Origin of the sequence: Psychroflexus sp. MES1-P1E, from assembly GCF_002836055.1 — a bacterium.
Classification (GTDB): domain Bacteria; phylum Bacteroidota; class Bacteroidia; order Flavobacteriales; family Flavobacteriaceae; genus Psychroflexus.
In genome coordinates this window covers 13,589-37,779 of record NZ_PJBS01000146.1, presented here as the reverse complement: position 1 = coordinate 37,779, position 24,191 = coordinate 13,589, and the positions used below count along the sequence as shown (strand labels likewise).

General features: G+C 34.4%; 25 protein-coding genes, 1 tRNA gene and 2 pseudogenes. 13 read left to right on the top strand and 15 right to left on the bottom strand.

Translation table 11 applies throughout. The features are described 5' to 3' along the window. Positions 1 to 265: 265 nt before the first annotated feature. From CXF67_RS04445 to rseP, 4 genes are all read right to left on the bottom strand, one after another. On the bottom strand, positions 266 to 1,084 hold the full coding sequence (locus CXF67_RS04445; RefSeq protein WP_102087642.1) for a sulfurtransferase: 819 nt from the start codon (positions 1,082 to 1,084) through the stop codon (positions 266 to 268). Between the two features lie 555 nt (positions 1,085 to 1,639). Then, positions 1,640 to 1,801, bottom strand: a complete 162-nt coding sequence (locus tag CXF67_RS18085; protein WP_180957895.1) for a hypothetical protein — start codon at positions 1,799 to 1,801, stop codon at positions 1,640 to 1,642. 110 nt (positions 1,802 to 1,911) lie between these two features. Further along, positions 1,912 to 1,985 (bottom strand) — tRNA-Asn (locus CXF67_RS04440). A gap of 95 nt (positions 1,986 to 2,080) precedes the next feature. Continuing rightward, positions 2,081 to 3,445, bottom strand: coding sequence for an RIP metalloprotease RseP (gene rseP / locus CXF67_RS04435; RefSeq protein WP_102087641.1), 1,365 nt, complete (start codon positions 3,443 to 3,445; stop codon positions 2,081 to 2,083). Positions 3,446 to 3,594: 149 nt separating this feature from the next. On the opposite strand from rseP, the gene CXF67_RS04430 reads away from it, so the two are divergent. Further along, positions 3,595 to 4,281: an SCO family protein gene (locus tag CXF67_RS04430; RefSeq protein ID WP_102087640.1), complete on the top strand. Its 687-nt coding sequence runs from the start codon at positions 3,595 to 3,597 to the stop codon at positions 4,279 to 4,281. Between the two features lie 428 nt (positions 4,282 to 4,709). Here the strand turns inward: CXF67_RS04430 and CXF67_RS04425 are convergent, their stop codons facing one another. The 3 genes from CXF67_RS04425 to CXF67_RS04415 form a co-directional block, all read right to left on the bottom strand. Then, positions 4,710 to 5,612: a geranylgeranylglycerol-phosphate geranylgeranyltransferase gene (locus tag CXF67_RS04425; protein ID WP_102087639.1), complete on the bottom strand. Its 903-nt coding sequence runs from the start codon at positions 5,610 to 5,612 to the stop codon at positions 4,710 to 4,712. Positions 5,613 to 5,622: 10 nt separating this feature from the next. Continuing rightward, the gene (locus tag CXF67_RS04420; protein ID WP_102087638.1) at positions 5,623 to 6,561 is read right to left on the bottom strand and encodes a mevalonate kinase family protein; all 939 of its coding nucleotides are present in this window, start codon (positions 6,559 to 6,561) and stop codon (positions 5,623 to 5,625) included. A gap of 161 nt (positions 6,562 to 6,722) precedes the next feature. Further along, positions 6,723 to 7,790 (bottom strand): diphosphomevalonate decarboxylase, encoded by a 1,068-nt coding sequence (locus CXF67_RS04415; RefSeq protein ID WP_102087637.1) that lies wholly within the window; start codon positions 7,788 to 7,790, stop codon positions 6,723 to 6,725. Positions 7,791 to 7,886: 96 nt separating this feature from the next. On the opposite strand from CXF67_RS04415, the gene CXF67_RS04410 reads away from it, so the two are divergent. Continuing rightward, positions 7,887 to 8,363: a TspO/MBR family protein gene (locus tag CXF67_RS04410; RefSeq protein ID WP_102087636.1), complete on the top strand. Its 477-nt coding sequence runs from the start codon at positions 7,887 to 7,889 to the stop codon at positions 8,361 to 8,363. Positions 8,364 to 8,369: 6 nt separating this feature from the next. Here the strand turns inward: CXF67_RS04410 and CXF67_RS04405 are convergent, their stop codons facing one another. Continuing rightward, complete coding sequence (locus tag CXF67_RS04405; protein WP_102087635.1) at positions 8,370 to 9,161, bottom strand: anti-sigma factor; 792 nt, start codon at positions 9,159 to 9,161, stop codon at positions 8,370 to 8,372. Position 9,162: 1 nt separating this feature from the next. Beyond that, positions 9,163 to 9,690, bottom strand: a complete 528-nt coding sequence (locus tag CXF67_RS04400; protein WP_102087634.1) for an RNA polymerase sigma factor — start codon at positions 9,688 to 9,690, stop codon at positions 9,163 to 9,165. 231 nt (positions 9,691 to 9,921) lie between these two features. Between CXF67_RS04400 and CXF67_RS04395 the strand changes: the two genes are divergently transcribed. Genes CXF67_RS04395 through CXF67_RS04385 form a run of 3 tightly spaced genes read left to right on the top strand, consistent with a single transcriptional unit; the run spans position 9,922 to position 13,432 of the window. Continuing rightward, positions 9,922 to 10,611: a glycosyltransferase family 2 protein gene (locus CXF67_RS04395; RefSeq protein ID WP_102087633.1), complete on the top strand. Its 690-nt coding sequence runs from the start codon at positions 9,922 to 9,924 to the stop codon at positions 10,609 to 10,611. Continuing rightward, a complete protein-coding gene (locus CXF67_RS04390) occupies positions 10,608 to 12,074 on the top strand; it encodes a cellulose synthase family protein (RefSeq protein WP_102087632.1) in 1,467 nt (488 codons plus the stop codon). The genes CXF67_RS04395 and CXF67_RS04390 overlap by 4 nt, the downstream gene beginning before the upstream one ends. Before the next feature lie 41 nt (positions 12,075 to 12,115). Beyond that, positions 12,116 to 13,432 carry an MptA/MptB family glycosyltransferase gene (locus CXF67_RS04385; protein WP_257984593.1) on the top strand — a complete coding sequence of 439 codons (1,317 nt, stop codon included), beginning with the start codon at positions 12,116 to 12,118 and terminating at the stop codon, positions 13,430 to 13,432. Here CXF67_RS04385 and CXF67_RS04380 read toward each other — a convergent pair. Continuing rightward, complete coding sequence (locus tag CXF67_RS04380; protein ID WP_102087630.1) at positions 13,419 to 13,664, bottom strand: hypothetical protein; 246 nt, start codon at positions 13,662 to 13,664, stop codon at positions 13,419 to 13,421. The genes CXF67_RS04385 and CXF67_RS04380 overlap by 14 nt on opposite strands. A 431-nt stretch (positions 13,665 to 14,095) precedes the next feature. Between CXF67_RS04380 and CXF67_RS18670 the strand changes: the two are divergent. Next, a pseudogene (locus tag CXF67_RS18670) lies at positions 14,096 to 14,762 on the top strand (IS1595 family transposase); the annotation flags it as partial. 194 nt (positions 14,763 to 14,956) lie between these two features. Here the strand turns inward: CXF67_RS18670 and CXF67_RS04365 are convergent. After that, the gene (locus tag CXF67_RS04365; RefSeq protein WP_145990382.1) at positions 14,957 to 15,160 is read right to left on the bottom strand and encodes a hypothetical protein; all 204 of its coding nucleotides are present in this window, start codon (positions 15,158 to 15,160) and stop codon (positions 14,957 to 14,959) included. A 375-nt stretch (positions 15,161 to 15,535) separates the two neighbouring features. On the opposite strand from CXF67_RS04365, the pseudogene CXF67_RS18665 reads away from it, so the two are divergent. Beyond that, positions 15,536 to 16,146 (top strand): annotated as a pseudogene (locus tag CXF67_RS18665) (transposase); the annotation flags it as partial. Between the two features lie 526 nt (positions 16,147 to 16,672). Beyond that, positions 16,673 to 16,810 (top strand): hypothetical protein, encoded by a 138-nt coding sequence (locus CXF67_RS18660; protein ID WP_257984592.1) that lies wholly within the window; start codon positions 16,673 to 16,675, stop codon positions 16,808 to 16,810. 67 nt (positions 16,811 to 16,877) lie between these two features. On the opposite strand, the gene CXF67_RS04350 is transcribed toward CXF67_RS18660, so the two are convergent. Genes CXF67_RS04350 through CXF67_RS04340 form a run of 3 tightly spaced genes read right to left on the bottom strand, consistent with a single transcriptional unit; the run spans position 16,878 to position 19,600 of the window. Next, on the bottom strand, positions 16,878 to 17,873 hold the full coding sequence (locus tag CXF67_RS04350; RefSeq protein ID WP_102087625.1) for a metal-dependent hydrolase: 996 nt from the start codon (positions 17,871 to 17,873) through the stop codon (positions 16,878 to 16,880). Next, a complete protein-coding gene (locus CXF67_RS04345; RefSeq protein WP_102087624.1) occupies positions 17,873 to 19,123 on the bottom strand; it encodes an aspartate kinase in 1,251 nt (416 codons plus the stop codon). The genes CXF67_RS04350 and CXF67_RS04345 overlap by 1 nt, the downstream gene beginning before the upstream one ends. Then, on the bottom strand, positions 19,124 to 19,600 hold the full coding sequence (locus tag CXF67_RS04340) for a GNAT family N-acetyltransferase (RefSeq protein WP_102087623.1): 477 nt from the start codon (positions 19,598 to 19,600) through the stop codon (positions 19,124 to 19,126). It lies immediately after the preceding gene. 109 nt (positions 19,601 to 19,709) lie between these two features. On the opposite strand from CXF67_RS04340, the gene fbp reads away from it, so the two are divergent. Further along, on the top strand, positions 19,710 to 20,744 hold the full coding sequence (gene fbp / locus CXF67_RS04335; RefSeq protein WP_102087622.1) for a class 1 fructose-bisphosphatase: 1,035 nt from the start codon (positions 19,710 to 19,712) through the stop codon (positions 20,742 to 20,744). Here the strand turns inward: fbp and CXF67_RS04330 are convergent. Continuing rightward, positions 20,741 to 21,169, bottom strand: coding sequence for a tellurite resistance TerB family protein (locus tag CXF67_RS04330; RefSeq protein WP_102087621.1), 429 nt, complete (start codon positions 21,167 to 21,169; stop codon positions 20,741 to 20,743). The genes fbp and CXF67_RS04330 overlap by 4 nt on opposite strands. A 78-nt stretch (positions 21,170 to 21,247) precedes the next feature. Here CXF67_RS04330 and CXF67_RS04325 point away from each other — a divergent pair, with 78 nt between their 5' ends. The 4 genes from CXF67_RS04325 to CXF67_RS04310 are packed head-to-tail and all read left to right on the top strand — an operon-like array spanning position 21,248 to position 24,080. Next, a complete protein-coding gene (locus CXF67_RS04325; protein ID WP_102087620.1) occupies positions 21,248 to 21,679 on the top strand; it encodes an ATP-dependent zinc protease family protein in 432 nt (143 codons plus the stop codon). Further along, on the top strand, positions 21,669 to 22,541 hold the full coding sequence (gene rimK, locus CXF67_RS04320; RefSeq protein WP_102087619.1) for a 30S ribosomal protein S6--L-glutamate ligase: 873 nt from the start codon (positions 21,669 to 21,671) through the stop codon (positions 22,539 to 22,541). The genes CXF67_RS04325 and rimK overlap by 11 nt, the downstream gene beginning before the upstream one ends. Then, complete coding sequence (locus CXF67_RS04315; RefSeq protein ID WP_102087618.1) at positions 22,541 to 23,521, top strand: succinylglutamate desuccinylase/aspartoacylase family protein; 981 nt, start codon at positions 22,541 to 22,543, stop codon at positions 23,519 to 23,521. The genes rimK and CXF67_RS04315 overlap by 1 nt, the downstream gene beginning before the upstream one ends. Beyond that, complete coding sequence (locus CXF67_RS04310; protein ID WP_102087617.1) at positions 23,514 to 24,080, top strand: 5-formyltetrahydrofolate cyclo-ligase; 567 nt, start codon at positions 23,514 to 23,516, stop codon at positions 24,078 to 24,080. Before CXF67_RS04315 ends, CXF67_RS04310 begins: the two co-directional genes overlap by 8 nt. Positions 24,081 to 24,191 lie beyond the last annotated feature (111 nt).

Sequence of the window (24,191 nt, the reverse complement as noted above, 5' to 3'; positions counted from 1 at the left end):
TGAAGCTCCTGCCGCGTGGGATAACAAATTGATCGCTCAATTTGTTTCCTAATATTTTAAAGAAAAAACTTGTTTTATAACACAGTACCTATGGTTAGTACGGGATTAAAAAGCAATCAATTCCGATTAAGCACTTAGCCAAAACGTTGCATTTTATTTTAACTTTTTTATTTTAAAGCCAAATCAAAAGATTTGGCGGACTTGGTTAAAAGCTCAAACTTTGGGTCAAGGACCAAAACCCGTATTAATTATAGCCATTGTTGTACTACGTTTTTGTTTTTTCTCCCCATTCTGACCAAGAACCATCATAAACAGCTCTAGAATTCGATAGTATTGATTCAGAGGCTAAATAAACTACACAAGCAGTAATTCCAGAACCACAACTAAATACAATATTTCTCTTTTCATCTTTCAAGAATTCAAAGAGGTTTTTTAGGTGTTTTTCATTTTGAAATTTCCCATTATTTAGAACTTTAGTGTATGGTAAATTTATTGAATTTCCAATTTTTCCACTTCTAAGTCCTTTTCTAGGTTCAGGAATATTACCTTCAAATCTATCTTTAGACCGAACATCTATCACTAATTCTTTTTTAGATGATAGGTTACTCATAATGTCATCAAATTTTCTAACGATATTTTCGTTTGATTTTATTTGAAAATTTCCTTTCAAATATTTTTTTTCTGATTTTTTTTCGGTTTGATAATTATTTTTAATCCATTCAGGTAAACCTCCATCTAAAACAAAAACCTGTTGATGTCCCATTGATTTAAATAACCACCAAACTCTAGGGCTTGAATAAATACCATTAGCGTCATAAACAACAATGACACTATCATTATTGATACCTAGTTTTTGTGACTCTTTTTCAAATTGATTTCTAGTAGGATATGCTGTAGGGAATTCACTTTTGGTATCACTAAATTTAAATTTAATGTCAAAAAATATGGCATTTTTAATTTGAATATCTTGAATTGATGGAGAGAGTTTTTCTAACTGATTTTTTAATGTGCAATCTAGAATAACTAAGTTTTCATCATTCAATTTGCTATCTAGCCATTTAACAGAAATTATAAATTTATTCATATTTTTTTTAATGTAGTACAACGTATGGATAACACAACAAGTTGTGTTAGCTCCGTTTTATTGATAGTTTAAAATTAGTAATTTTTTTATTATCTTATTGGTGAAATGGAGAGAAACCAAATCTAAGAAAGACAGCTAGAAAAAATTACTATCTCAAAAGCTAGGGGAGTATATAAGGGACGCAGTATATGAACTAAAGAAAACCCGATTAAATTTTTGGCTAAAACAAAGAATAAGAAAGCTATTGAATTACTTGAGAAAGGTTAAAAGAATGTAGAAATTGATAGAATCAATGGGCTTCACCAAAATACTGTCATTAAAATCAAAAAGCTGTTTTCAACACTCAAATCAAACTAATCTCTATTTTTATGTCTTCTAACAAAAAACCTAACTTCTTATATTTACTTTAACCAACCCTTTGGTTTTCATATTTAATGTATACAGTAAAAAAATAAATTTTAAAACCTTAACTATTTAATGATAAATTGTTATTAGTTTTAAAAAAACCAGCCCAAATAAATGAACTGGTTTTATTTATATAGGGCATTGTAGTGTTTATTTTATCCACAAGAATCCTCCTGCATATTGCCTCTCTCCCATTACAGTCTTTGCTATACATGATTTGCTTATTCCTGTTTGTCTGGAAGCTTCAGCTATAGACTTATATTCTTTGATCATGACCTCATCTACAAACTCTTTAGGAAATATTTTGGACAAAGACTATTCGACAGGCTAATAATAGCTAGAAGTACAGCAACTGGAAACTAAATAGATATACTATTCTTTAAAAACAAAAAAACCCGATATTTTCATATCAGGCTTACTTGCTCCTCCTCAAAGACTCGAACTTTGGACCCTCTGATTAACAGTCAGATGCTCTAACCAACTGAGCTAAGGAGGAATTTATCGTATGTAATGAACTGTCATCTTTTGCGATTGCAAATATAAACCAATATTTAGTCTTGCAAAATATTTTTCTGGAAAAGAATTAGTTTTTTAGTCTCCCGAGATCCAGCGGTAAACATCATTTCCATTTGCAAAAAGAACTAAGGCAATCAGGATGAAAAAACCGGCTATCTGCGCATATTCCATCACTTTTTCATTGGGCTTACGCCCAGAGACCATTTCATAAAGTAAAAAAACCACATGTCCTCCGTCCAATGCGGGAATAGGTAGGATATTCATAAAGGCTAGAATAATGGAAATAAAAGCAGTTGTCGTCCAAAAAGACTGCCAATCCCATGTGTCTGGAAACAGACTTCCTATAGCTCCAAAACCACCAACTTGTGTAGCGCCTTTTTTGGTAAATACATATTTAAATTGCGACACATAATCGTTGAGCGTCCAGTAGGCAAAGTCAAATCCTGCTGGTATACTTTCACCAAAACTATAAGTCTTAGTCAGAATATTGTCTTGACTAAAGGCTGAAGTATAAACACCAATATCGCCTTCTTCGTTAGTGGTAATATTTACAGTTCCTAAACCTTCGGCATTGAGTTCTTTATTAAGAGCTTGGTTTTCACCAGTGGCAGAAATGAAACTAAGATCGAAGGCTTGGCCTTGGGTAGCTTTCACTTTTTTTCTAAACTCATGCCAGTAAGTTACTTTTTCACCATTTACAGCTGTTATCAATATCCCTTGGGTCAACCCTGCTCTTTCTGCTGGGGAATTGGGAATTACGCTATCTATAACGGGTTTCCTAACAGGAGAAAAAGGTTGAAAATTTCCAGATTGAAATAACTGCTGCCCTATGTCTTCTGGCATAGAGAGATACTCTGTTGCCCCATTGGCATGTTGCACCTCAATATCATTCACATCTCGCAGCAAAAGCTGTCTATTAATATCTATTTGACTTTGCAGAGGTTTCCCGTCAACATTCAAGATTTTATCGCCATCCAAAAAACCAAAGTCTTTCATCAACTCGGCACTTTCCAAACCATTATCAAATACTTTTGGGTCTAGGTAATCTTCGCCCCAAACAAATAAGACCATCATATAAATAAGAAAGCCAAGGACAATATTCACCGTTACACCACCTAGCATAATGATAAGACGTTGCCATGTAGGCTTGCTTCTAAACTCCCACGGCTCAGGCGGTTTGGACATTTGTTCTTTATCCATACTTTCGTCTATCATCCCGGAAATCTTGACATATCCTCCAAGTGGCAACCAACCAATTCCATACACCGTATCCCCTATTTTCTTTTTGAAAAGCGAAAATTTAACATCAAAAAAGAGATAGAATTTCTCTACTCGAGTTTTAAACAACTTGGCGGGTATAAAATGACCAAGTTCATGAAGGACTATAAGTATAGATAAACTCAATAAGAGTTGTATTGCTTTTATAAAAAATGTATCCATTAATTTGTAATTTTTTCAGTTGCAAAAGTAATCTTTTATTGGGGCATAAAAAATTTTTGAATCGCTTCCCTGTATAGTTAACATTTAATTGTAACTCTAACACTTTGTAGTCCTGTATTTACGAGTAATTTTACAGTAATTATATCGCCATGCTAAAGTTTTTCGCCAAATACAAGTTTTTCGCCATAGTGATGTTCGTTCTCTCTGGAATAATCATCACCTTAATTTATAATCAACTTGATCCTATTCCAAAACTTCCAGTATACCAACCTAGCATGGTCACTGCAGATCTTGTGGACACGACGGTCCAGTACATTCGTAAATACCACAAAGTAAAGGACTTTAAGCTGGTGAACCAAAATGGAGATACCATTACCCAAAAAAACTACAAAGATAAAATTTATGTGGCCGATTTCTTTTTCACCACCTGCCAGAGCATCTGCATAGACATGGCCAAAAGCATGCAAACTTTGCAAAATGAATTTGAAGATGACAAAGATATTTTATTGCTTTCCCACTCGGTTACACCAGAAATTGATGATGTTGCGCAGCTCAAAAAATATGCTCTGGAAAAAGGAGTTATCGACAGCAAATGGAATCTGGTGACTGGCGATAAGAAACAAATTTACAACTTAGCCAGGAAAGAATATCTAGCTTCAAAAACTGAAGGTAACGGTGGTAAATATGACCTTGTCCATACAGAAAATTTTGTGCTAGTAGATAAAGAAAAGCGCATCCGAGGCTTTTATGATGGGACCAATCCCGAAGAAATAGAACAACTCATCGAGGATATCGATATCCTTAGGCTAGAATATCTCCCAGAACACTCATACTGAATTAAACCTATACGGTCGCAATAAATCGGTTTACCGAAACGAATTCGGCACAGGATTTTTATCAAAAAAAATACCGTAGCTTAGACTATGATGGTTTTTTTTAATTTCAATCAATCAAAAAACCTGTGCTGAACTACGTCGTATAATTCGGTTTATTTGTACGATTTTAAAATTTAAATCGAGACAAATTTTTATACTGAATTTGCCTCTGCTCACCTCTTACACTTGCGATATTTAGTTTGTCGCTTTCTATAAACTTAGTTTTACGTCTGTTGTCGATAAATCTTCAGGCCTTGCGGCAGCGGTAATTACAACGCTAACTTGAAGCATTTGCAAAATCCAAGACGATTGTATAGATCTTATCTCAATTCTTAAAGCTCGATGTCTAAATGAATAAAACAACACAGAGCAAATTCAGAAAAAACAGTTTAAAAGAAGCGTTTTATCAAAGTTTCGATATCAATTAGCATAATGCTAAAAACACCGAGAACAATTACAAATTTTAAAAGGTTGTGCAAGATTAAATAATGTGGTCTTTGTTCGGACCTCCAAAGTTGCCACAAGAAAATAATGAGTAAAACAACACAGAGCAAGAAGTAATAATCCATATATCCCGAGTCAAAAAATAAAATAAGAATAAGAGCTGGGACAATAGTTGAAATCACCAAAACAGAAATCAATTTTTTGGTAAATTCCACGCTATATTTTACAGGGATAGTAGAATAGTCCAATGTAAAGTCTCCTTTGAGGTTTTCCAAATCTTTAACTAATTCTCGAATAAGAATAATAAAAAACAAAAAGACAGCGTGAACTATAATAACCTCTTCAAAATTTCTATAGTACACGAAAATGATGAAAAATGGAAGTATTGCCACAAGGCCTGCCGTGAGTGTTCCTAAGAAAGGATAACGCTTAATTTTATGAGAATACAGCCACAGTAGAAAAATGTAAGAGGAGAAAAAAAGAACAGCTTTAAAACTGATGTAACTCGCAATGATAACACTCAAAAAGTTGAGAATAAAATAGACGCTGAGTTTGGTTTTTTGGCTGACATAATTATCGAGCAGCGTTTTACTAGGCCGATTAATTAAGTCTTTTTCGGAATCGTAGAAATTATTGATAAGGTAGCCAGAAGCAATTGCGAGGGCGGTAGACACTACAATAAGAAATAAATTAATGTCGAATACCACTTGGTTTAACGGTAAATGGTAAGCCATTATAAAAATGGACGCCAAATATTGAGCAATAATAATAATGAGAATATTATATCCACGAATTACCGAGAACAAGCTCAAGAATTTGAGCCAAATACGTTTGTTCTCCCAAGACATCTAAACGGTTTTAAAAAGTGTAAACGACTTCTAACTTATGACCTTCTAAAGCTTTTTTAGCTTTTTCAAAATCTTCAGTAAAGCCTAAAATATAACCACCTCCTCCAGAACCACAAAGTTTTAGGTAGTAATCGTTGGTTTCTATACCATTTTTCCAAAGTTCGTGGAACTGTTTTGGAATCATAGGTTTGAAATTTTCTAAAACGACGTTTGACAAATGCTTGATGTTTCCAAAAAGAGTTTTAAAATCGCCTTCTAAAAAATTATCTACACAAGCATCCGTATGCTTAACAAACTTATCTTTTATAATATTTCTAAACCCTTCCTGCTTCATGTTTTCCATAAAGATCTGAACCATTGGAGCGGTTTCACTAGCAATTCCACTATCTAATAAAAATACAGCACCATTACCATTTTGAGATTGTGATGGAAGACCTGCAGGTTCTATATTATCTTTAGAATTAATTAAAATTGGTAAGCTTAAATAACTATTAAGGGGATCAAGTCCTGAAGATTTTCCATGGAAAAAAGATTCCATTTTGGAAAAAATGGTTTTCAGTTTTAGTAATTTGTCTTTAGTCAGATTTTCTAAAACAGTAATCTTATCGAAAGCGTACTTATCATAAATAGCAGCTACAAGTGCACCGCTACTTCCCACACCATATCCTTGTGGAATGCTACTGTCGAAATACATTCCTTTTTCAAGATCTGCATTAAGCGCTGCAATATCAAAACGAACTGGTGTATCAACTTCACTTTGAAATTCTTCCAGATACAAAGAAAATCGTTTTAAATCGGTATTGGATTTCACAGCCTTTGCATCCGGTTGTTCATCCACTTTTAAGGCACCGTTATAAAAATTGTAAGGGATGGATAAGCCTTTGGAATCTTTGATGATACCGTATTCACCGAATAACAATATCTTAGAATAAAATAAAGGTCCTTTCATAATGGTTACTTTTAGAATATGACTATTCTGCAGTGCAAATATTAATGAAAATTGAGAGATAATACATCCTTTTATTAAAAAGATATGGTCTCGCTTTAAAATACTTACGTTACAAAATTAATGCTTTTAATTCAATTTGAGTCCAAAATCTTTAAGTGGGGTTAAAATTGAATTTGGTCATGAATCACCTTGTTATTGACGCAAAACGATAGCAACTGAGAATCGATAAAAGGCCTCACCATAGGGTCTGAAGATTCTGGGTATAACAAATGGACGTTGGCGCCTGCATCTAAAGTAAAGCCCAAATGAACATTTTCCTTTTTTCTGAATTCCCAAATCTTTTCAATCACCTGCAACGTGTTGGGCTGCATAAGAATAAAATAGGGTGAGCTTGTCATCATCATGGCATGAAGAGATAAAGCTTCTGACTCTACCAAGGCAAAGAAGGCTTCATAATCCCCAGATGTTAAGATAGATATAAGCTTAGTTATATTATTATCCGCTTGTTGAAAACGCTGCTCTGCAAAGGGATGGTTATGCATAAGATTATGGCCAAGACTACTACTTACCTGCTTCTGTCCTTCATCAATAAGTAAAATAGAATCTTTAAATAACCTAAAATTTGAATGGACCTCGTAAGGGTAATCTATACCATAAAAGCTGGAACTGCCTTCGATCTCCTTATGTTCTCCCCAAACTACAAGCTTTCCCCCTGTACTTCTACAGGCACTTCCCGACCCTAATCTTGCCAAAAAGGATGTTTTATGCTCTGAGTATACATTCGAAATTTCAGGAGATACAGAGGCCTCTATTTTCATAAAACATTTAGCGAGGGCAGCCATTCCGCTAGCTGAGGAAGCTATTCCACTACTGTGTGGAAAGGTATTTTTTGTGTGAATTTCAAATTCAAAAGATTTTAAGAAAGGAACATAGGTTTCAATCCTCTTTAGAAACACATCAATTTTTGGTTCGAAAGATACTTTTCGCTTGCCTTCAAAAAAAACTTCAAAATGAAATTGATTATCAGCTTTTATCTTCTTTTTAAGCACGACCTCAGTTTTGGTCTTACATTCCTCTAGGGTGTAACTTATAGACGTATTTTTAGGTAATTGTTCTCCATACTTTCCCCAGTATTTTACCAAAGCGATGTTGCTAGGGGCTTCAGAAGAGTACTTTCCTAGTTCTGGTAAAACAGGAGTAACCTTATATATAAAATCTTGATTTTGCATTCTTTAAATTTCACACAAATATAAACAAAGACTCTAGTAAAGCTAAGCGTTGCACATCTGGAAAAATAGTAATACTTTGCTTTTATAACTAAACTTATGAAAGCCTCTACATTGGTAAGAATCTTTATTGCAATACTAGTATGCTTAGGGATAGGATTTTTAGGATCCATCGCTACTCAAACTAGTGTAGATACTTGGTATGCCACTTTAAACAAACCGAGCTTTAATCCACCCAACTGGCTGTTTGCTCCTGTATGGACAGTTCTATACATTTTAATGGGAATTTCTGCTGGTATTGTTTGGAGCAAAGGTTTTTATCATGTGTGGGTAAAAACTGCACTTTATCACTTCGGTATTCAATTGATTTTAAATGCCTCTTGGTCTATTGTTTTTTTTGGTTACCAGTCACCTTTTATAGGCTTAATTACCATTATAGCTCTTAATATACTCGTCTTACTCACTTTCAAATGGTTTAAGATTATCAATAAAACAGCAGCATATCTTCTTATCCCTTACCTACTTTGGATCGCTTATGCTACTGCGCTTAATTTTGAAATCTGGAGACTAAATTGAATTCCTTTAGATAGTTCCTAAAGCGTAAAGTTGTTTTAAATTAGGCTGCTCACTTCCTCCAGCAGGTTCTAAAGTAATACCAAAACCTTCAGATTCTGGAACATTTTTAAATCTAAACACTCTATTTTCTGAAGAATTTGTCTCGGCTAAAAGCCCTATACTTTTTGGTGTGAGAGGTTCAAATTTAAGCGACCAAGCTTGATAAACCATACCTTCTGGTGCCTCTGGCAACCTGCTGATGTCCAAAATCAGCTGTTCTTTTTCATCTGTATAAAAGGCTACTACAGAACTATTTGGAGAATTTAATTTATTTCCTGGCAACGTCAGTTTACGTGTACTTGGATCTCCCATTTGTAAAAACAGTTCTTCCAAAGTCTCAACTTTCTGTGAAGCTTCAGTAACTTGAACCTCTTTCATTTCTAATTGTGAATTCACAACTTCTATGTCATTTTGAAGATCTTGATTCAATTTCAATAACCAAAGGATACCCCCTAACAAAAGAATTGCTGCAGCCCATCCAAAGTAGGAGTAATTGGAAGTGATAATTTTTACTTTAGGTTTGTGTTGAAAGGATTTCGATCTTAATTTTGTTACTACTAATTCTTTAATGGAAGGGTTTACAACTGGAGATGTCGCTTTAGAAAGCTCCAACAAAATGGTTTCAATCGATTCTACTTCCGCTTGAAGTTCAGGATCTTTGGCTACATCTTGAGCAATTTTAGCTTGCTCTTTGGGTGAAAGTGCTCCGTAAACATAAAGCTCAAGCAATCCAGATTCTATATAGTCTTTGGTATCCATATTATCCTAATGTTTCTCTTAGTGAGTTTAAGCAACTTCTATTTCTCGACTTCACTGTTCCTAAAGGGATGTCTAATGTCTCTGAAACTTCCTTTTGTGTGTACCCTTTAAAAAAAAGTAAATCGATTAATTTTACACACATTGGCTTAAGTCTGTCTACAAATTTTCTTAGGCCATACCCATCACTCTGACTATCTAAATCCATATCATCTTTTATGAAAAAGGAGAAGTCATCAAAATCAAGGTTTTTACGTTTGTTTTTATAAGATTTTGACCTGACTTTATCTATCGCTGTATTTCTTGATATATTCAATAGCCAAGTAAAAAAACGCCCTTTATCAGAGGAATAAGAATCAGATTTATTCCATACTTTAATGAAGACATCTTGAAGAACTTCTTCAGCAATTTCTACATCTTTAACTATATTATTTATAATTCCAAAAATATTTTCAGAATACATATCATAGATTTGAGAAAAAGCAACTTCATTTTTTTTCTTCAACTGTAAAATGAGCTCGTCTGGTTGCATTTATAATTTTTTCTAAAACTACTTAATTAAAACCATTTGGCAAATCTTCTTTAAAAAAAGGAAATTGTGAAATGCTAACCACAATTTCCAATCTATCAACAAAAAAACCTTTACAAAAAAAACTCTATCTATATTTATTTACGCAAATAAGTCTCTTAAGGTTTATCCTATTATTTGAAATCAATTGTAGTTTCACACGACTATATCTCTAAAAGCGTATTTTCGCGGCTTATGAAAATGATAAGAGTTATTATACCAGCGTTTAACGAGGAGAAGTCCATTTCTAAAGTTATTGGTGATATCCCTCCTCACGTGACAGAGATTATTGTCGTAGACAATAATTCTACAGATCACACCAACAAAGTTGCTGCCAATGCTGGTGCAACTGTTCTTTCAGAATCCAAATCTGGCTATGGGAATGCTTGCTTGAAGGGCTTATCTTATTTAAAAACTCTGGACCAGAAAACCGATATAGTTGTCTTTTTAGATGGCGATTATAGTGACTACCCCGAAGAAATAGACAAAATCCTCGCGCCAATTATCAATGATCATATTGATTTTGTGATAGGAGCTAGAGTCAAATCAAAACGAGAATCTGGCTCAATGACTTTTCCGCAAGTATTTGGTAATTGGCTAGCTACATCACTGATGCGAGTTTTCTTTACATCAAAATTTACAGATCTAGGCCCTTTCCGGGCTATAAAATATAAAAAGCTATTAAATTTAAAGATGGAAGATAAAACCTACGGGTGGACTGTAGAAATGCAACTGAAAGCTCTAAAACAATCTTTATCTTACGCTGAAGTTGAGGTTCGTTATAGAAATCGAATAGGACAATCTAAAGTGTCTGGAACTGTAAAAGGGGCAATTATGGCTGGCATAAAGATACTAGGTTGGATTTTTAAATATACATTTAAATGACACTTGACTATATTATAATTGGTATTTACAGCATTGCTTTATTGGTTATATTGCTTTACAGTTTAGCACAACTTCAACTTGTTCTGAATTATAAAAAGGCTAAACAGCAAGTTTCAAAAAACCCTATTGAACCCCAAGAGTGGCCAAAAGTGACTATCCAACTTCCACTTTACAATGAAAAATATGTAGTAAAGCGATTATTGGATAATATTTCTAAACTAGAGTATCCTTCCTCCCAACTCGAAATTCAGGTTCTCGACGATTCTACAGACGAATCTAAAGATTGTACAGAAAAGCTGACTGAAGACTTAATTCAAGGAGGTATAAATGCTAAATACATCCATAGAACCAATAGAAAAGATTTTAAGGCCGGAGCTCTACGCGAAGGCTTGGATGTCGCTAAAGGAGAATTTATAGCGATTTTTGATGCAGACTTTTTACCTCAGTCCAACTGGCTAAAGCGAACTATTCCTCATTTTAACGCACCTCATATTGGTGTAGTGCAAACCCGTTGGGGACATGTGAACAGAAATTACAGCCTATTGACCAAAATACAAGCCTTTGCTTTAGATTTTCATTTTCTCGTTGAACAAGTAGGAAGAAAATATGGGAACCATTTCATCAACTTTAATGGAACTGCAGGTATATGGAGAAAATCTTGCATTTTAGAGGCCGGGAATTGGCAGGGAGATACACTTACAGAAGATCTAGATTTAAGCTACAGAGCCCAACTCAAGGGTTGGACCTTTATCTATCTTAAAGATGTGGTTACTCCAGCAGAACTCCCAGTCGTTTTAAGCGCAGCAAGGTCTCAACAATTTCGATGGAATAAAGGGGCTGCAGAGAACTTCAAGAAGAATTTTTGTAAAATTTGGAAAAGCAATGATCTAAAGCTACTTTCTAAATTACACAGCTTTTTTCATTTACTTAATTCCAGTATGTTCTTATTGATTCTAACCGTAGCTATTTTAAGCATCCCTATCCTTTATATTAAGTTTCAACAAGAGTCTTGGGATATTATATTTTATATTTTGGCAGCTATGGGATCTAGCACCTTTATTTTTATATATGGATATTGGACCAGTTATAGAGACATACATAAAGGTGGATTGGTTTCTTTTTTAAAGTTTGTTGGCTTGTTTATCACTTTTTTCTCAATTGCTATGGGGCTTTCCGTTCATAATAGTCTGGCGATTTTAGAAGGTCATTTTAATAAAAAATCAGCTTTTATTCGCACACCGAAATTCGATATTTCGTCTAATACAGATACTTGGAAAGATAAAACATACATCAACAAAAAACTTTCTATCCTTAACGGCATAGAGTTTTTACTCTTTTGTTATTTCATATATGGTTTATATAGCGCTTATCTCACTCAAGATTTTGCTTTGGTCATTTTCCACTTGATGCTCACCTTTGGTTTTGGTTATATTTCTTTCAAAACCTTATTTCCCAATCACTGATGAACTCAAAAGCTTTGCATATTTTCCTGAGGTTTTTTTGCGTGACATTACTTTGCATTCTATACTATTGGATAGGGTATAGATTGGATAAAAGCAGCTTTTGGTTGCTGTTCTCTCTTTACACAATAGCTTTTGCGACCTCCTATTACTTAATGCAAAGCGGTGTCAAATTAAAATATTTAATCGGTCTAAGCTTTGGCTTAAAGCTTATTTTCCTTTTTGCTATTCCTGAATTATCTCAAGATTTTTATAGATTTATTTGGGACGGTATGCTAACAGTAAAAGGCTATAACCCTTATTTACATCTCCCTGTTGAACTGATGACTACTACAGAATTTAATTCTGAAAGTTTCAATGTGCTACTTTATGATAAGATGGGCGAACTGAGTGCCAATAATTATTCAAACTATCCACCTGTAGCCCAATTTGTTTATGCGTTTTCTTGGCAAATTGCTGGTGATAATCTCCTGCTAAATATTGTTTTATTAAGATGTTTCAACCTGATTGCAGAACTTGGAATATTGGTTTATGGTTTGAAAATTTTAAAAAAAATAAATTTACCAAAAAGACAGATATTGATTTTTATTCTAAATCCGCTTGTCATTATAGAATCTACTGGAAATCTTCATTTTGAAGTTATGATGATTGCTTTTTTTATCCTTGTACTCTATCAGCTCTCACAAAATAAATTTAAAACTGCTGCGGTATTTTGGTCTTTTTCAGCACTTTCGAAACTGATGACGCTCATGTTCTTACCCCTTCTGTGGGCCTTTTTTAGGAAACAAAAAACTAGTTTTATAAAATCAATACAAACCGCTTTAAGCTTTTATATAATTGTTGGTTTGTGTTTTGCTGGAGCCTATTTTATATTTTGGGACAAGGCTTTTTTGGGTAATTATCAAAGCAGTTTGGGGCTGTATTTCAATAATTTTGAATTTAATGCAAGTATTTATTATGTTTTACGATGGATTGGTTTTCAATTTGTAGGCTACAATCTTATCGCTATTTTCGGAAAAGCTCTGGCTTTTTTAGCCTTTTTAGTCATTTTGTGGTTAAGTTTTAGAAAAAAAGAAATTGACTTAAAAAAACTTTTTATACACATGCTTTGGGCTGTTACAGGCTATTATTTATTATCCACAATAGTCCATCCATGGTATTTGTTATTACCATTAGTTTTGAGTGTTTTTACCACTTACAAGTATATGTTGATTTGGTCTTATCTAGTGATTTTAAGTTACGCAGCTTACCAAACCGATATTGTAAATGAAAAAAGCTTACTCATCACTCTGCAATATGCAATAGTGATTGTAAGCTTAAGTTTAGAAATTATTTATCCAACATCGCTTAATCGATCTTAATCGCGCGTTTTTTCATTAAAAAATAACCGCCAATTGCCAATCCACCAATAAGACCTACCCAAATTTGTCCATCAATAGGAGCTGCATTGTCATCTACACTAAAACCGTCTCCGCCACCCCCTTCTCCAGGCAAACCTGGAGGGCCACCACCAGGACCACCAGGTTGGGCCATAAGTGATGCTACAGAAAAAAATGAAACAAGGAGAAAAAAAAGTGTTTTTTTAATTTTCATAAGTACTAATTAATTGTTAACAAAACAAAAGTAATCAAGATATTTTAATTCAATATTTAAATATTTTTGAATATTCACTAAAATTGCTTAAAAATCTAAAAAAAAATCAAATTGCCAAAAACTCAACAGAAATACTATAACATCACAAACTTAAAAAACATAGCCACTTATTTTTAAACTTATATATCTTAAAACAAATTATTTAAAGCTCGCATATAAATAGTGAAGGCAAACCATACTCCTTCTTAATTAACTATATTTATGTATTTAAAGCAATTAATATTAATGAAATGAGCTCTAGTTTAAATCAACTATTAGTTATGTATCAAGTTAATGGAACCATAAAAGCTTAAAAAAAATTCTCTTACAGCCAAGTCTGTATTGTAACTGCTTATTGTATAAAATCAAATAGTCTACCAGAAATATAGACCTGCAAACGATTGCCTCATCCTAAGTATGTCCGTTTAGATATGGACAAAGGTACACAAAGCGACAAGTGCAAATCTTGATACAGGAATTTTACTCAGTATACTGGTACTTTGATGGCCAGACATCATCGAGAGGATAAAGTTGTTGGTCACCTGAAGCTTATAGTCAAAGAAAAGAGCCTTGACGAAATTGTCTCGGCATTGGGCTTCAACAAAAAGACTGCCTTTAACTGGCGTCACAAGATGTGGGCCTCATTGGGTGCGAACGATGGAGATGACTTCACTGGTGTCACTGAAAGTAATAAGTCTTTCTTCCTAAAGTCTGAAAAGGATATAGAAGTCAAAAACCAAAGAAAAGGAGAGCCATAAGCAGTGATCAAGTTGTGATCATTGGATAGATTTTAGCGTGGCCACACTTGGACAGATCGGGAAAACCAATATTGTAAATGCCAAAACGTATAAAAAAAGGAAGCACAATTTTTGTGCAATGGTTCCCAACACGGCTGCAAACGCTTCGTCAAGAATATCAAGGCGGAGTTCCATCTCATAAATGTTTCTAAAGGTAAAGGAACATTCCATGTGCAACATATAAACTCGACACACAACAGGATGATAAAATGGATTGGCAGTAGGTTTGGAGGTGTCCACCAAACACCTACAGCAGTTCATCCTTGGTATTTGTTATTACCATTGGTTTTGAGTGTTTTTACCACTTACAAATATATGTTGATTTGGTCTTATTTAGTGATTTTGGGGTATGCAGCTTACCAAACCGATATCGCAAATGAAAAAAGCTTACTCATCACTTGCAATATGCAATAGTGATTGTAAGCTTAGGTTTAGAAATTATTTATCCAACATCTTTTAATCGATCTTAATCGTGGGTTTTTTCATTAAAAAATAACCGCCAATTGCCAAACCACCAATAAGACCTAGCCAAATTTGTCCATCAATAGGAGCTCCAGTATCATCTACACCATCACATGGTCCTGGAGGGCCACCAGGAAGACAAGGTCCGGCCATAAGTGGTGCTACTGAAAAAAATGAAACAACAATAAAAAAAAGCATTTTTTTAATTTTCATAAGCACTAATTAATTGTTAATTAATTGTTAATGATACAAATATAGATAACTATTTTAATTTTTCATAATTATTTTTATATATTCACTAAAGTTGCTTAAAAATCTAAAGGTATATTTCAGATTGCTAAAAACTCGACATAAATACTAGAACCTTACAAACTGAAAAAGCATAACCCTTATTTTTTGACTTATATGTCTTAAAATAAATTACTTAAGGCTTGCATATAAATGGTAAGCACACTATAAGGGCATTTTAATTTAGCAATATTAATATATTAAAAACAATAAAATTCAATAATATTAGCTCTAGTATAGAGTAGCTATCAGTTGTATTTTAAGTTAATGAAAGCTTAAAAACAAATTCTCTTACAACCAGTTGCGCTGCGTAAACGTTTGTTGAAGGGAATCAAATATATACTAACAAATATCTGTAGGCAATTGCCTCATCCTAAGTATGTCCACTTAGAAATGGACAAAATTACGCAAAGCAACAAGTGCAAGTCTTGCCAGAGGAGTCTTACTCAGTACACTGGAATTTGGATGGCCAGCCATCAATGAGAGGATAAGGGTATTGGTTACCTGAAACTAATAGTCTAAAAAAAAGGGCCTTGACCAAATTGTCTCTGCATTGGGCATCAACAAAAAGACAGCCTTTAACTGGCGTCACAAGAGGTTAGCCACACTGGGCACGGACAATGTAGATGACTTTACTTGTATCGCTGAAAATGAAGAGGCATTCTCCCTCAAGTCTGAAAAGAGTATGGAAGCCAAAAAACAAGGAAAAGGGGTGGCAAATCCAGTAAGAAAAGTATAAGCAATAATTGGGTTGCGGTCATCGTGACCAAGGATAGAAATTCTGGGATAGTTTTGAGTGAGGCCAGGCTTGAACAGATTGGGAGGACCAATATTGTAAATGCCAAAGCTCATAAAAAAAGGAAACACCATTTTTATGCAGTGATTCCCAAAACAGCTTAGACAAAACTAGGTATATGAAAAGTATTTTGGAACTAAATATACGTTGTGAAAGTTCACGTATTATCATTTATTCTAAGGCTCATATTCCAATAAAAAAGCACAAAGTAGTAATGAAATTGAAAACATCACTACCATTTAAATTATCAATAGTAAAAATGCAAGTATCGAAGGACATACTATTTATTTAAATAATATCCATAAAAAAGGGATAGAAGTATTTAGCTCAGCATCCATGCAAGCTAAATCTTTTTCTAGTTTAACACTTATCACGGATTAAACCGTATTTGAAAATGCCATTGAAAACATCAAATACCAGATTAGATTTACTACTGATCAATTTACAGCGCAATACTTTAAATACTTATCACGGAATTGAAATGACTCAAAACATCCTCGCCTATTTTAATGTACACATCTCCTATTAACAAAGCCTTGAAGGAGACTTTTGGTCTGACCGAGCATCAGAGATGAAATTTATAGAACCGGCAACATTTAATATGAAAATGAATCAAAGAATAAGAAATGAAAACTTGCATGTATTTACCTTTTGTAAAAGCAGAACCTAACTTTAGAGATTTATGTATGCTAGAAACTCTTCCCAATAAAACCTATATATTTATTCGAGAAAAGGATACTTTGGATAAGGATATTGCATTTTAAAAAATACATATTGCTTAGGCAGAATTATAGATGAGCGGGACATGGTTATTATGGATATTTTAAAAAACTAGTTACCTTTAATTCTTGTCCACAATTCGGAAAGCAAGGCCTTTGCATCCTCTCTGTTTTTTGGCTCTTCAGTAATTATTAATTCGTTATTAACTTCAGATAAATGGTAAGAAAACACAAATTTCTCCGAAGCTGGATCTAAGCTTACTAAACCGAAACGCAAATCATTAAAATACAATTCATTCTCTCGTTCAGAAATTGTAAACCAACCGTGAGTTATATTGGTTAACCGCTCTAAGTTTTCGTATTTCAACAAGCCTTCTATTTTTTCATGCTGTTTAGGGTATGCCCTAAATTGAATTGGTTGTGAATCAAAAATAGAATACTCACCAATAAAAAATGCAGTTGGCGTTTTAACATTGGCAGACCATAATAAAATATTAAGGGGTGATGGTCTAGTCTCTAGTTCAGAGTAGGTGATGTTTTGAGCAGCTAAAGCATTTTCAAATTTATCGAAAGCAAATCCTTTCGACACCAGAGACAGAATAAGATAGCTAGAACTGAGTATCAATCCCCATCGATTCAATCGACGGCGCTTTACAGAAGTTCTATGACACCTTGAAGCCGCTATTAAACAAATTAAAAATGGTAAGGTATATAATGGATCTATCACAAAAATTGATTTGAAGGCTATTCTCAAGTCAAAAGGCCAAAAAAACTGAGTTCCCCAAGTTGTAAAACAATCTAGCAACGGGTGGGTAAAGAGACCCAAAAACACGAGTAAAGACCAGTTTTTCCAGCTCGCCTGTTTATGAATTCTGGACAACAAATAGCCCAAAATAGGAGCCATAAGAACTGAGAATACGATAGAATGTGAAAACCCTCTGTGAATCTCTAAAGCAGTAACGGTGTCGTAGAAGTTACCTATAAAGACGTCCAAATCTGGAATAGTACCCGCAATGGCTCCGTATATCACTGCTTTGTTGCCCACTTTACGTCCTAGAACCAGTTCTCCTACAGCGGCACCTAAAACAATTTGTGTTAGCGAATCCATTAAACGGTTACAAATTGAATCGTTTCTTTGTACGACTGCTTTAAAAGCACAGTTTTATCTTTTACTATATGCTGTATAGAAGCATTATCATAATGACGTATGGTAAATAGAGAGACGCCTTTCTGATGGTCAACTTTAAATTTCGCCTTAAATATATCAATCAATTTATCTACGTTTTTAAATTTATTATCTACACAAACTGAAAAACTAATCGCTGAATTCTGAATAAGATCTACCTTAACTTGATATTTGTGAAAAAGAGCAAAAACCTCACTGATATTTTCTTCTACAAAAAATGAAAAATCTAAGGTGGAAAGTGAAAGAAAAACCAAATCTTTTTTAACAATAAAGCAGGGTAACAAGGGGCTGATTAATTTGCCTTTCCCAACTTTTGTTCCTGTATTTTTTGGATTATAAAACGACTTTACAAAAAGCGGTATTTCTTTTTGTTGCAAGGGTTGCAGTGTTTTAGGGTGAATGACAGACGCCCCAAAAAAAGCAAGCTCAATAGCTTCTTCATAAGAAATCTGCTCCAAGAGTTTAGTGTTTTCAAAGACATTAGGATCACCATTTAGCACACCAGGGACATCTTTCCAAATCGTGACATTTTCTGCATTAAGACAATAGGCAAAAATACCTGCTGTATAGTCGGATCCTTCTCGTCCTAAGGTGGTTGAGAAATTATTAGAATCGGAGCCAATAAAACCTTGAGTAATACTTAATTCCTCCTTATTAATATGGTTGAAGATTTTTTGCTGAGTATTTTCCCAATTTACCTCAGCATCTCTGTAGGTATCATCTGTGTCTATTAAATTCCTACAATCGTGCCAAACGTTGTCAAACCCAACAGACTTTAGATAGTAGCTGACAATACTCGTACTAATAAGCTCCCCAAAGCCAATTACTTGATCATAAACAAAATCGTAATTTGGAGACTTATTTCTATCAAAGAAAATCGACATTTCATCAAAGAAATAATTGGTTTTGGTATAAACAGGATAAGATCTGTCTTCAAACAATTCATCTAAAATTTCATAATGGTCGTTTTTGAGTTCAGAAATCGCTAATGAAAAATCTTTGCTCTTGCTAAAATAAAGCGAGATAATAGTTTCAAGTTTATTGGTGGTTTTACCCATGGCAGAAATGATAACGACTTTCTGTTTAGGACCTGTCGTTTCTAAAACTGTAGCTACATTTCTTACCCCTTTGGCATCTTTTACAGATGCTCCTCCAAATTTGAATACTTGCATTTACTTGAAATTAAAATGGTTGATTTGCTCTTCGTCAAGTTGGACAGTACGCCATTCCTTAAAAACTTTAGCTCCATATTTTTCATAAAAATCGATAGCATTTGTGTTCCAGTCTAGTACCACCCACTCTACCCTTTTAATTTTTTGAGTTTTGGCGTACATTATAACAGACTCAAACAAAGCTTTACCAATAGATTTACCTCGCATAGGTTTAGTGACAATTAAATCCTCAAGATGGACCGTTTCTCCCTTCCAAGTAGAAAATCTTGAATAAAACAAGGCCATACCTATCACTTTAGAATCGACTTCAGCGACGAAACACTTGTATAGAGGATGTTCTCCAAAACCGAATCTGCGAAGTTCTTCTATGGTAACTTCTACGGCATCGGGTTCATTTTCATAAACAGCAAGTTCTTGAATATGCTCTAGCATATCCGGTAAATCCTCTTCAGTAGCAAACCGCACTTTAAAATCCATTTTTCAATAATTTAAGAGTAAAAATAATGAAGTAAAAATTAAAACGATTCACTTTCATGATTACATTATGTTTTTTTTCTATTTTTGGGGCAATTACAACGTTTTCGCTATGAAAAATACCAATCAAACTCTCGGAGAGTTTATTATTGAAAATCAAGAATCCTTTAAATATACATCTGGAGAGCTATCTAGACTCATTAATTCTATCAGATTAGCCGCTAAAGTGGTTAACCATGAGGTAAATAAAGCCGGTTTAGTAGATATCGTCGGCGACTATGGCAGTCAGAATATTCAAGGTGAAGATCAGAAAAAATTAGATGTTTATGCTAACGAGACCTTTATTCAAACCCTCATTAATAGAGAGATTGTTTGTGGAATTGCTTCAGAAGAGAATGATAGTTTTATAACCGTACATGGCAACAATAAAGATCATAAGAACAAATATGTGGTCTTGATGGATCCACTTGATGGTAGTTCCAATATAGACGTGAATGTCTCGGTGGGAACTATATTTTCAATTTATAGACGTATTACACCTATAGGCCAGCCTGTAGGAATGGAGGATTTCCTCCAACCAGGAAATCAACAAGTTGCCGCGGGCTACATCATTTACGGCACCTCAACAATGCTGGTTTACACCACAGGTCACGGCGTAAATGGATTTACGCTTAACCCAGCTATTGGAACTTATTATCTTTCTCATCCTGACATGAAGTATCCAGAGGATGGAAATATTTATTCCATCAATGAAGGGAATTATCTCCATTTTCCACAAGGGGTCAAAGACTACATAAAATACTGCCAGGAGCAACGCGATGGAGATCCTTACACCTCTAGATATATAGGGTCCCTAGTGTCTGACTTCCACAGAAATATGATAAAAGGAGGCATCTACATGTATCCTAAAAGCTCGAGTGCAGAAAAAGGAAAACTAAGGTTGCTTTATGAGTGCAATCCTATGGCTTTTATTGCTGAACAAGCGAGTGGAAAGGCCTCCGATGGTTTCCAAAGAATCCTTGATATCCAACCCACAGAGCTACACGAACGTGTTCCTTTTTTCTGCGGAAGTAAAAAAATGGTTGATAAAGCAGAAGACTTTATGAAAGCAGCTCATCCTAAAGAGGCAAAAGAAGCTGGGGCTTAATCTTCAGATTCTATAAAATACTTATAAAAATCGAATGAAAAGTTTCCTTCAAAAAGCTTTTTGGACTTGTTTACAATGCTTCGTGCCAGATCTTCAGAGTAGCCAAGACCTACAGCATATTTGATGATTAAAAATTCCTCAGCTTCATCCATCATACTATCCACATAAATTATTCTAATCAGATCAAATAAATATTCTAGCCTTTGGGTTTTAGAATTGATAGCAAACACTGGAAATGAGGCTGAATTATCGAGTATTTTTTCATAGTTCTCTTCAGACACATCAAATTTCTTTGAAAAACGCTTTAACAACTTTTCCTCAGTTGGCTTTATTTCTCCATCTATGGCAGCAAGGGTGACTAAGTTGGCGAAATGATTAAGTTTTGTTGATTTTCTTATATTTTCGTAAAAATCTTCAGTGGACATGGGTTGAATTTTTAGTAAATATAATGATATTTAAGTCTTAAAATTATATTGAATTTCATTTTTGTAATTTGCAATATCATGAAGAAAAAAATCATTGGAAGATTGGACAAGGCTAATTTTCCTAACTTAAATTTAAAAGACATCTCTATAAAAGTGGATACTGGTGCCTACACCTCTTCCATTCATTGCGAAAATATGGAGGAAAAAGAAGATGGTCTGCATTGTCTCTTTTTAGATAAAGAGCATTCAAAATACAACCATAAGCCTTTAATTTTCAGTAATTACAATAAAATAAGAGTGAAAAGCAGTAATGGAATTGCTCAAAAAAGATATGAAATAAAGTCTAACATCGAAATTTTTGGAAAAGTTTATAAAATTTCACTTTCTTTGAGCAATAGAAAAGAGATGAAACATCCCGTACTTTTGGGGCGTAAATTCTTGAACAAAAAATTTATAGTCGACCCAGAATTAAAGAATGTATCCTATAATAATTTTCAGCATGAACATTAAAATTTTATCGAGAAATCCAAATTTATATTCTACAAAAAGACTTGTAGAAGCTGCCGAAAAAAGAAAACATGACGTTCAGGTTATAGATCCTTTAAAATGTGATTTGGTCATTGAAAAGCGCAATCCAAACATATATTATAAAGGAGAATACATTCTGGACACCGATGCTATTATCCCAAGAATTGGAGCTTCGGTTACCTTCTATGGAACTGCCGTTGTGAGACAGTTTGAAATGATGGGAGCTTTTAGCACTATAGATTCTGAAGCCTTGGTGAGAAGTAGAGATAAATTAAGAAGCTTACAAGTTTTATCGAGAGCAAAAATAGGCCTTCCAAAAACAGTCTTCACCAACTATTCTAGAGATGTAAATGGTGTAATTCAACAAGTTGGGGGCACTCCCTTGGTTATTAAGCTTCTAGAAGGCACACAAGGATTAGGCGTGGTCTTGGCCGAAACTAAAAACGCAGCCAAATCTGTTATTGAAGCATTTAATGGTCTTCAGGCTAGAGTGATTGTTCAAGAGTTCATCAAAGAAGCTAAAGGGGCAGACATACGAGTATTTGTGGTGGACGGCCATGTTGTTGGTGCTATGAAAAGACAGGGGAAAGAAGGAGAATTCCGTTCAAACCTTCACCAAGGAGGTTCTGCTGAAGTCATTGAACTTACAGACGAAGAAGAAATTGCAGCAATAAAAGCAGCTAAAGCTATGCGCCTAGGAGTGGCCGGAGTTGATTTATTACAAAGTTCTAGAGGTCCTCTAATTTTGGAAGTGAATTCTTCGCCTGGTCTCGAAGGTATTGAAAAAGCAACGGGGAAAGACATCGCTAGGACTATCATCCAGTTTATTGAAAAAAATGTGTAATGCCACACATCGATTCTAAAAACGTTCTTCACATCTTAGAGAGAAAAGTATTTCCAGGAGAAAAGGCACGTATCAATTTTAATACTGCAAAACTATATACAACAACTTCAGTAGAGGTTCCTGTAATCATAGAACGGGCAAAAAAACCAGGCCCTATCCTTTTGGTGACCGCTGGAATTCATGGCGATGAGATTAACGGAGTAGAGACGGTAAGGCAATTTATAGCTAAAGGCATTCACAAGCCTACCCGAGGAACGGTTATTTGTGTCCCCGTTCTCAATGTCTTTGGATTTTTGAATATGAAACGGGAATTTCCAGATGGAAGAGACCTTAATAGAATGTTCCCTGGATCCAAAAAAGGAGCTTTAGCAAGTAGATTTGCTTATCAATTTGCGACTGAAATTCTACCTATTGCAGATCACTGCATCGATTTTCACACAGGTGGTGCTAGTCGTTTTAATGCTGCACAAATTCGTGTAGAAAAAACCGACAAAGCCTCTGAGGATCTAGCAAAAGTTTTCAATGCTCCGTTTACGGTTTACTCTTCCACTATCAAGAATTCTTACAGGAGTACTTGTCTCAAACAGGGCAAGACCATTCTTCTCTTCGAGGGGGGTAAATCTCAAGATAGCAGCAAACGCATTTCAAAATATGGTGTAGATGGTTTAAAGCGAATCATGAAACATTTTGACATGCTAAAATCTGATTTTAATGCTGAGGATCCTCTAGAGCCAACAAAATTTATTTCCAGCACCTATTGGATGAGAGCCAAATATAGCGGACTTCTTCACATCAAGATTCCTATTGGAAAATACGTACAACGAGGAGAATTTGTAGCCACTATTACAGATCCATATGGAAGTTTTAGGCATAAGGTAAATGCTAGCAACACAGGTTATATAATTAATTCTAACCAATCCCCAATCGTTTATCAAGGTGATGCGATTTTTCATATTTCCAAAGAGGACACAGATGGATAAGAGCAGTATAAGACAAAAGTATAAAGCGTTAAGACGGAATATGTCCTTAGACCAAATTGATGAGCTAAGCCTTCAAATGGCCAACCAAAGTTTAAAACTCGACATTTGGAATTTTGAATTCTACCATATTTTTCTAGCTATTGAAAACCAAAAGGAAATCAATACAGAATATATACTTCAAATTATCTTTGGAAAAGACGCCAATGTGGTCATCCCGAAAATGAAAGGTAAAGATCTTCAACATTATTTATTGACAGATACCACTAAACTAAAACTTAACCAATGGAAGATTCCAGAACCTGTGAACGGAATTAAAATAGATCCTCAACAACTGGATCTTGTCTTTGTTCCTTTACTTGGATATGATACTTTAGGGAACAGAGTTGGTTACGGAAAAGGATTCTATGATAGGTTTTTATCGAGCTGTAAAAAAAACGTCATCAAAGTAGGTCTCTCTTTTTTTCCTCCAGAGGAGAGTATTTTAGAGGTCGAAGATTTTGATATGGCTTTAGATTATTGCATTACTCCAAAAACTGTTTATACCTTCAAACAAGGCTAGTCTTTACAACCACAATCTCCAGAACCACAGGAGGACGAGGCCGTTTTAGATTTGAAAAAGAATTTCTTAATCAAAAAAGCTATGGCTGTCATAAAAATAAGAAGAACTAGA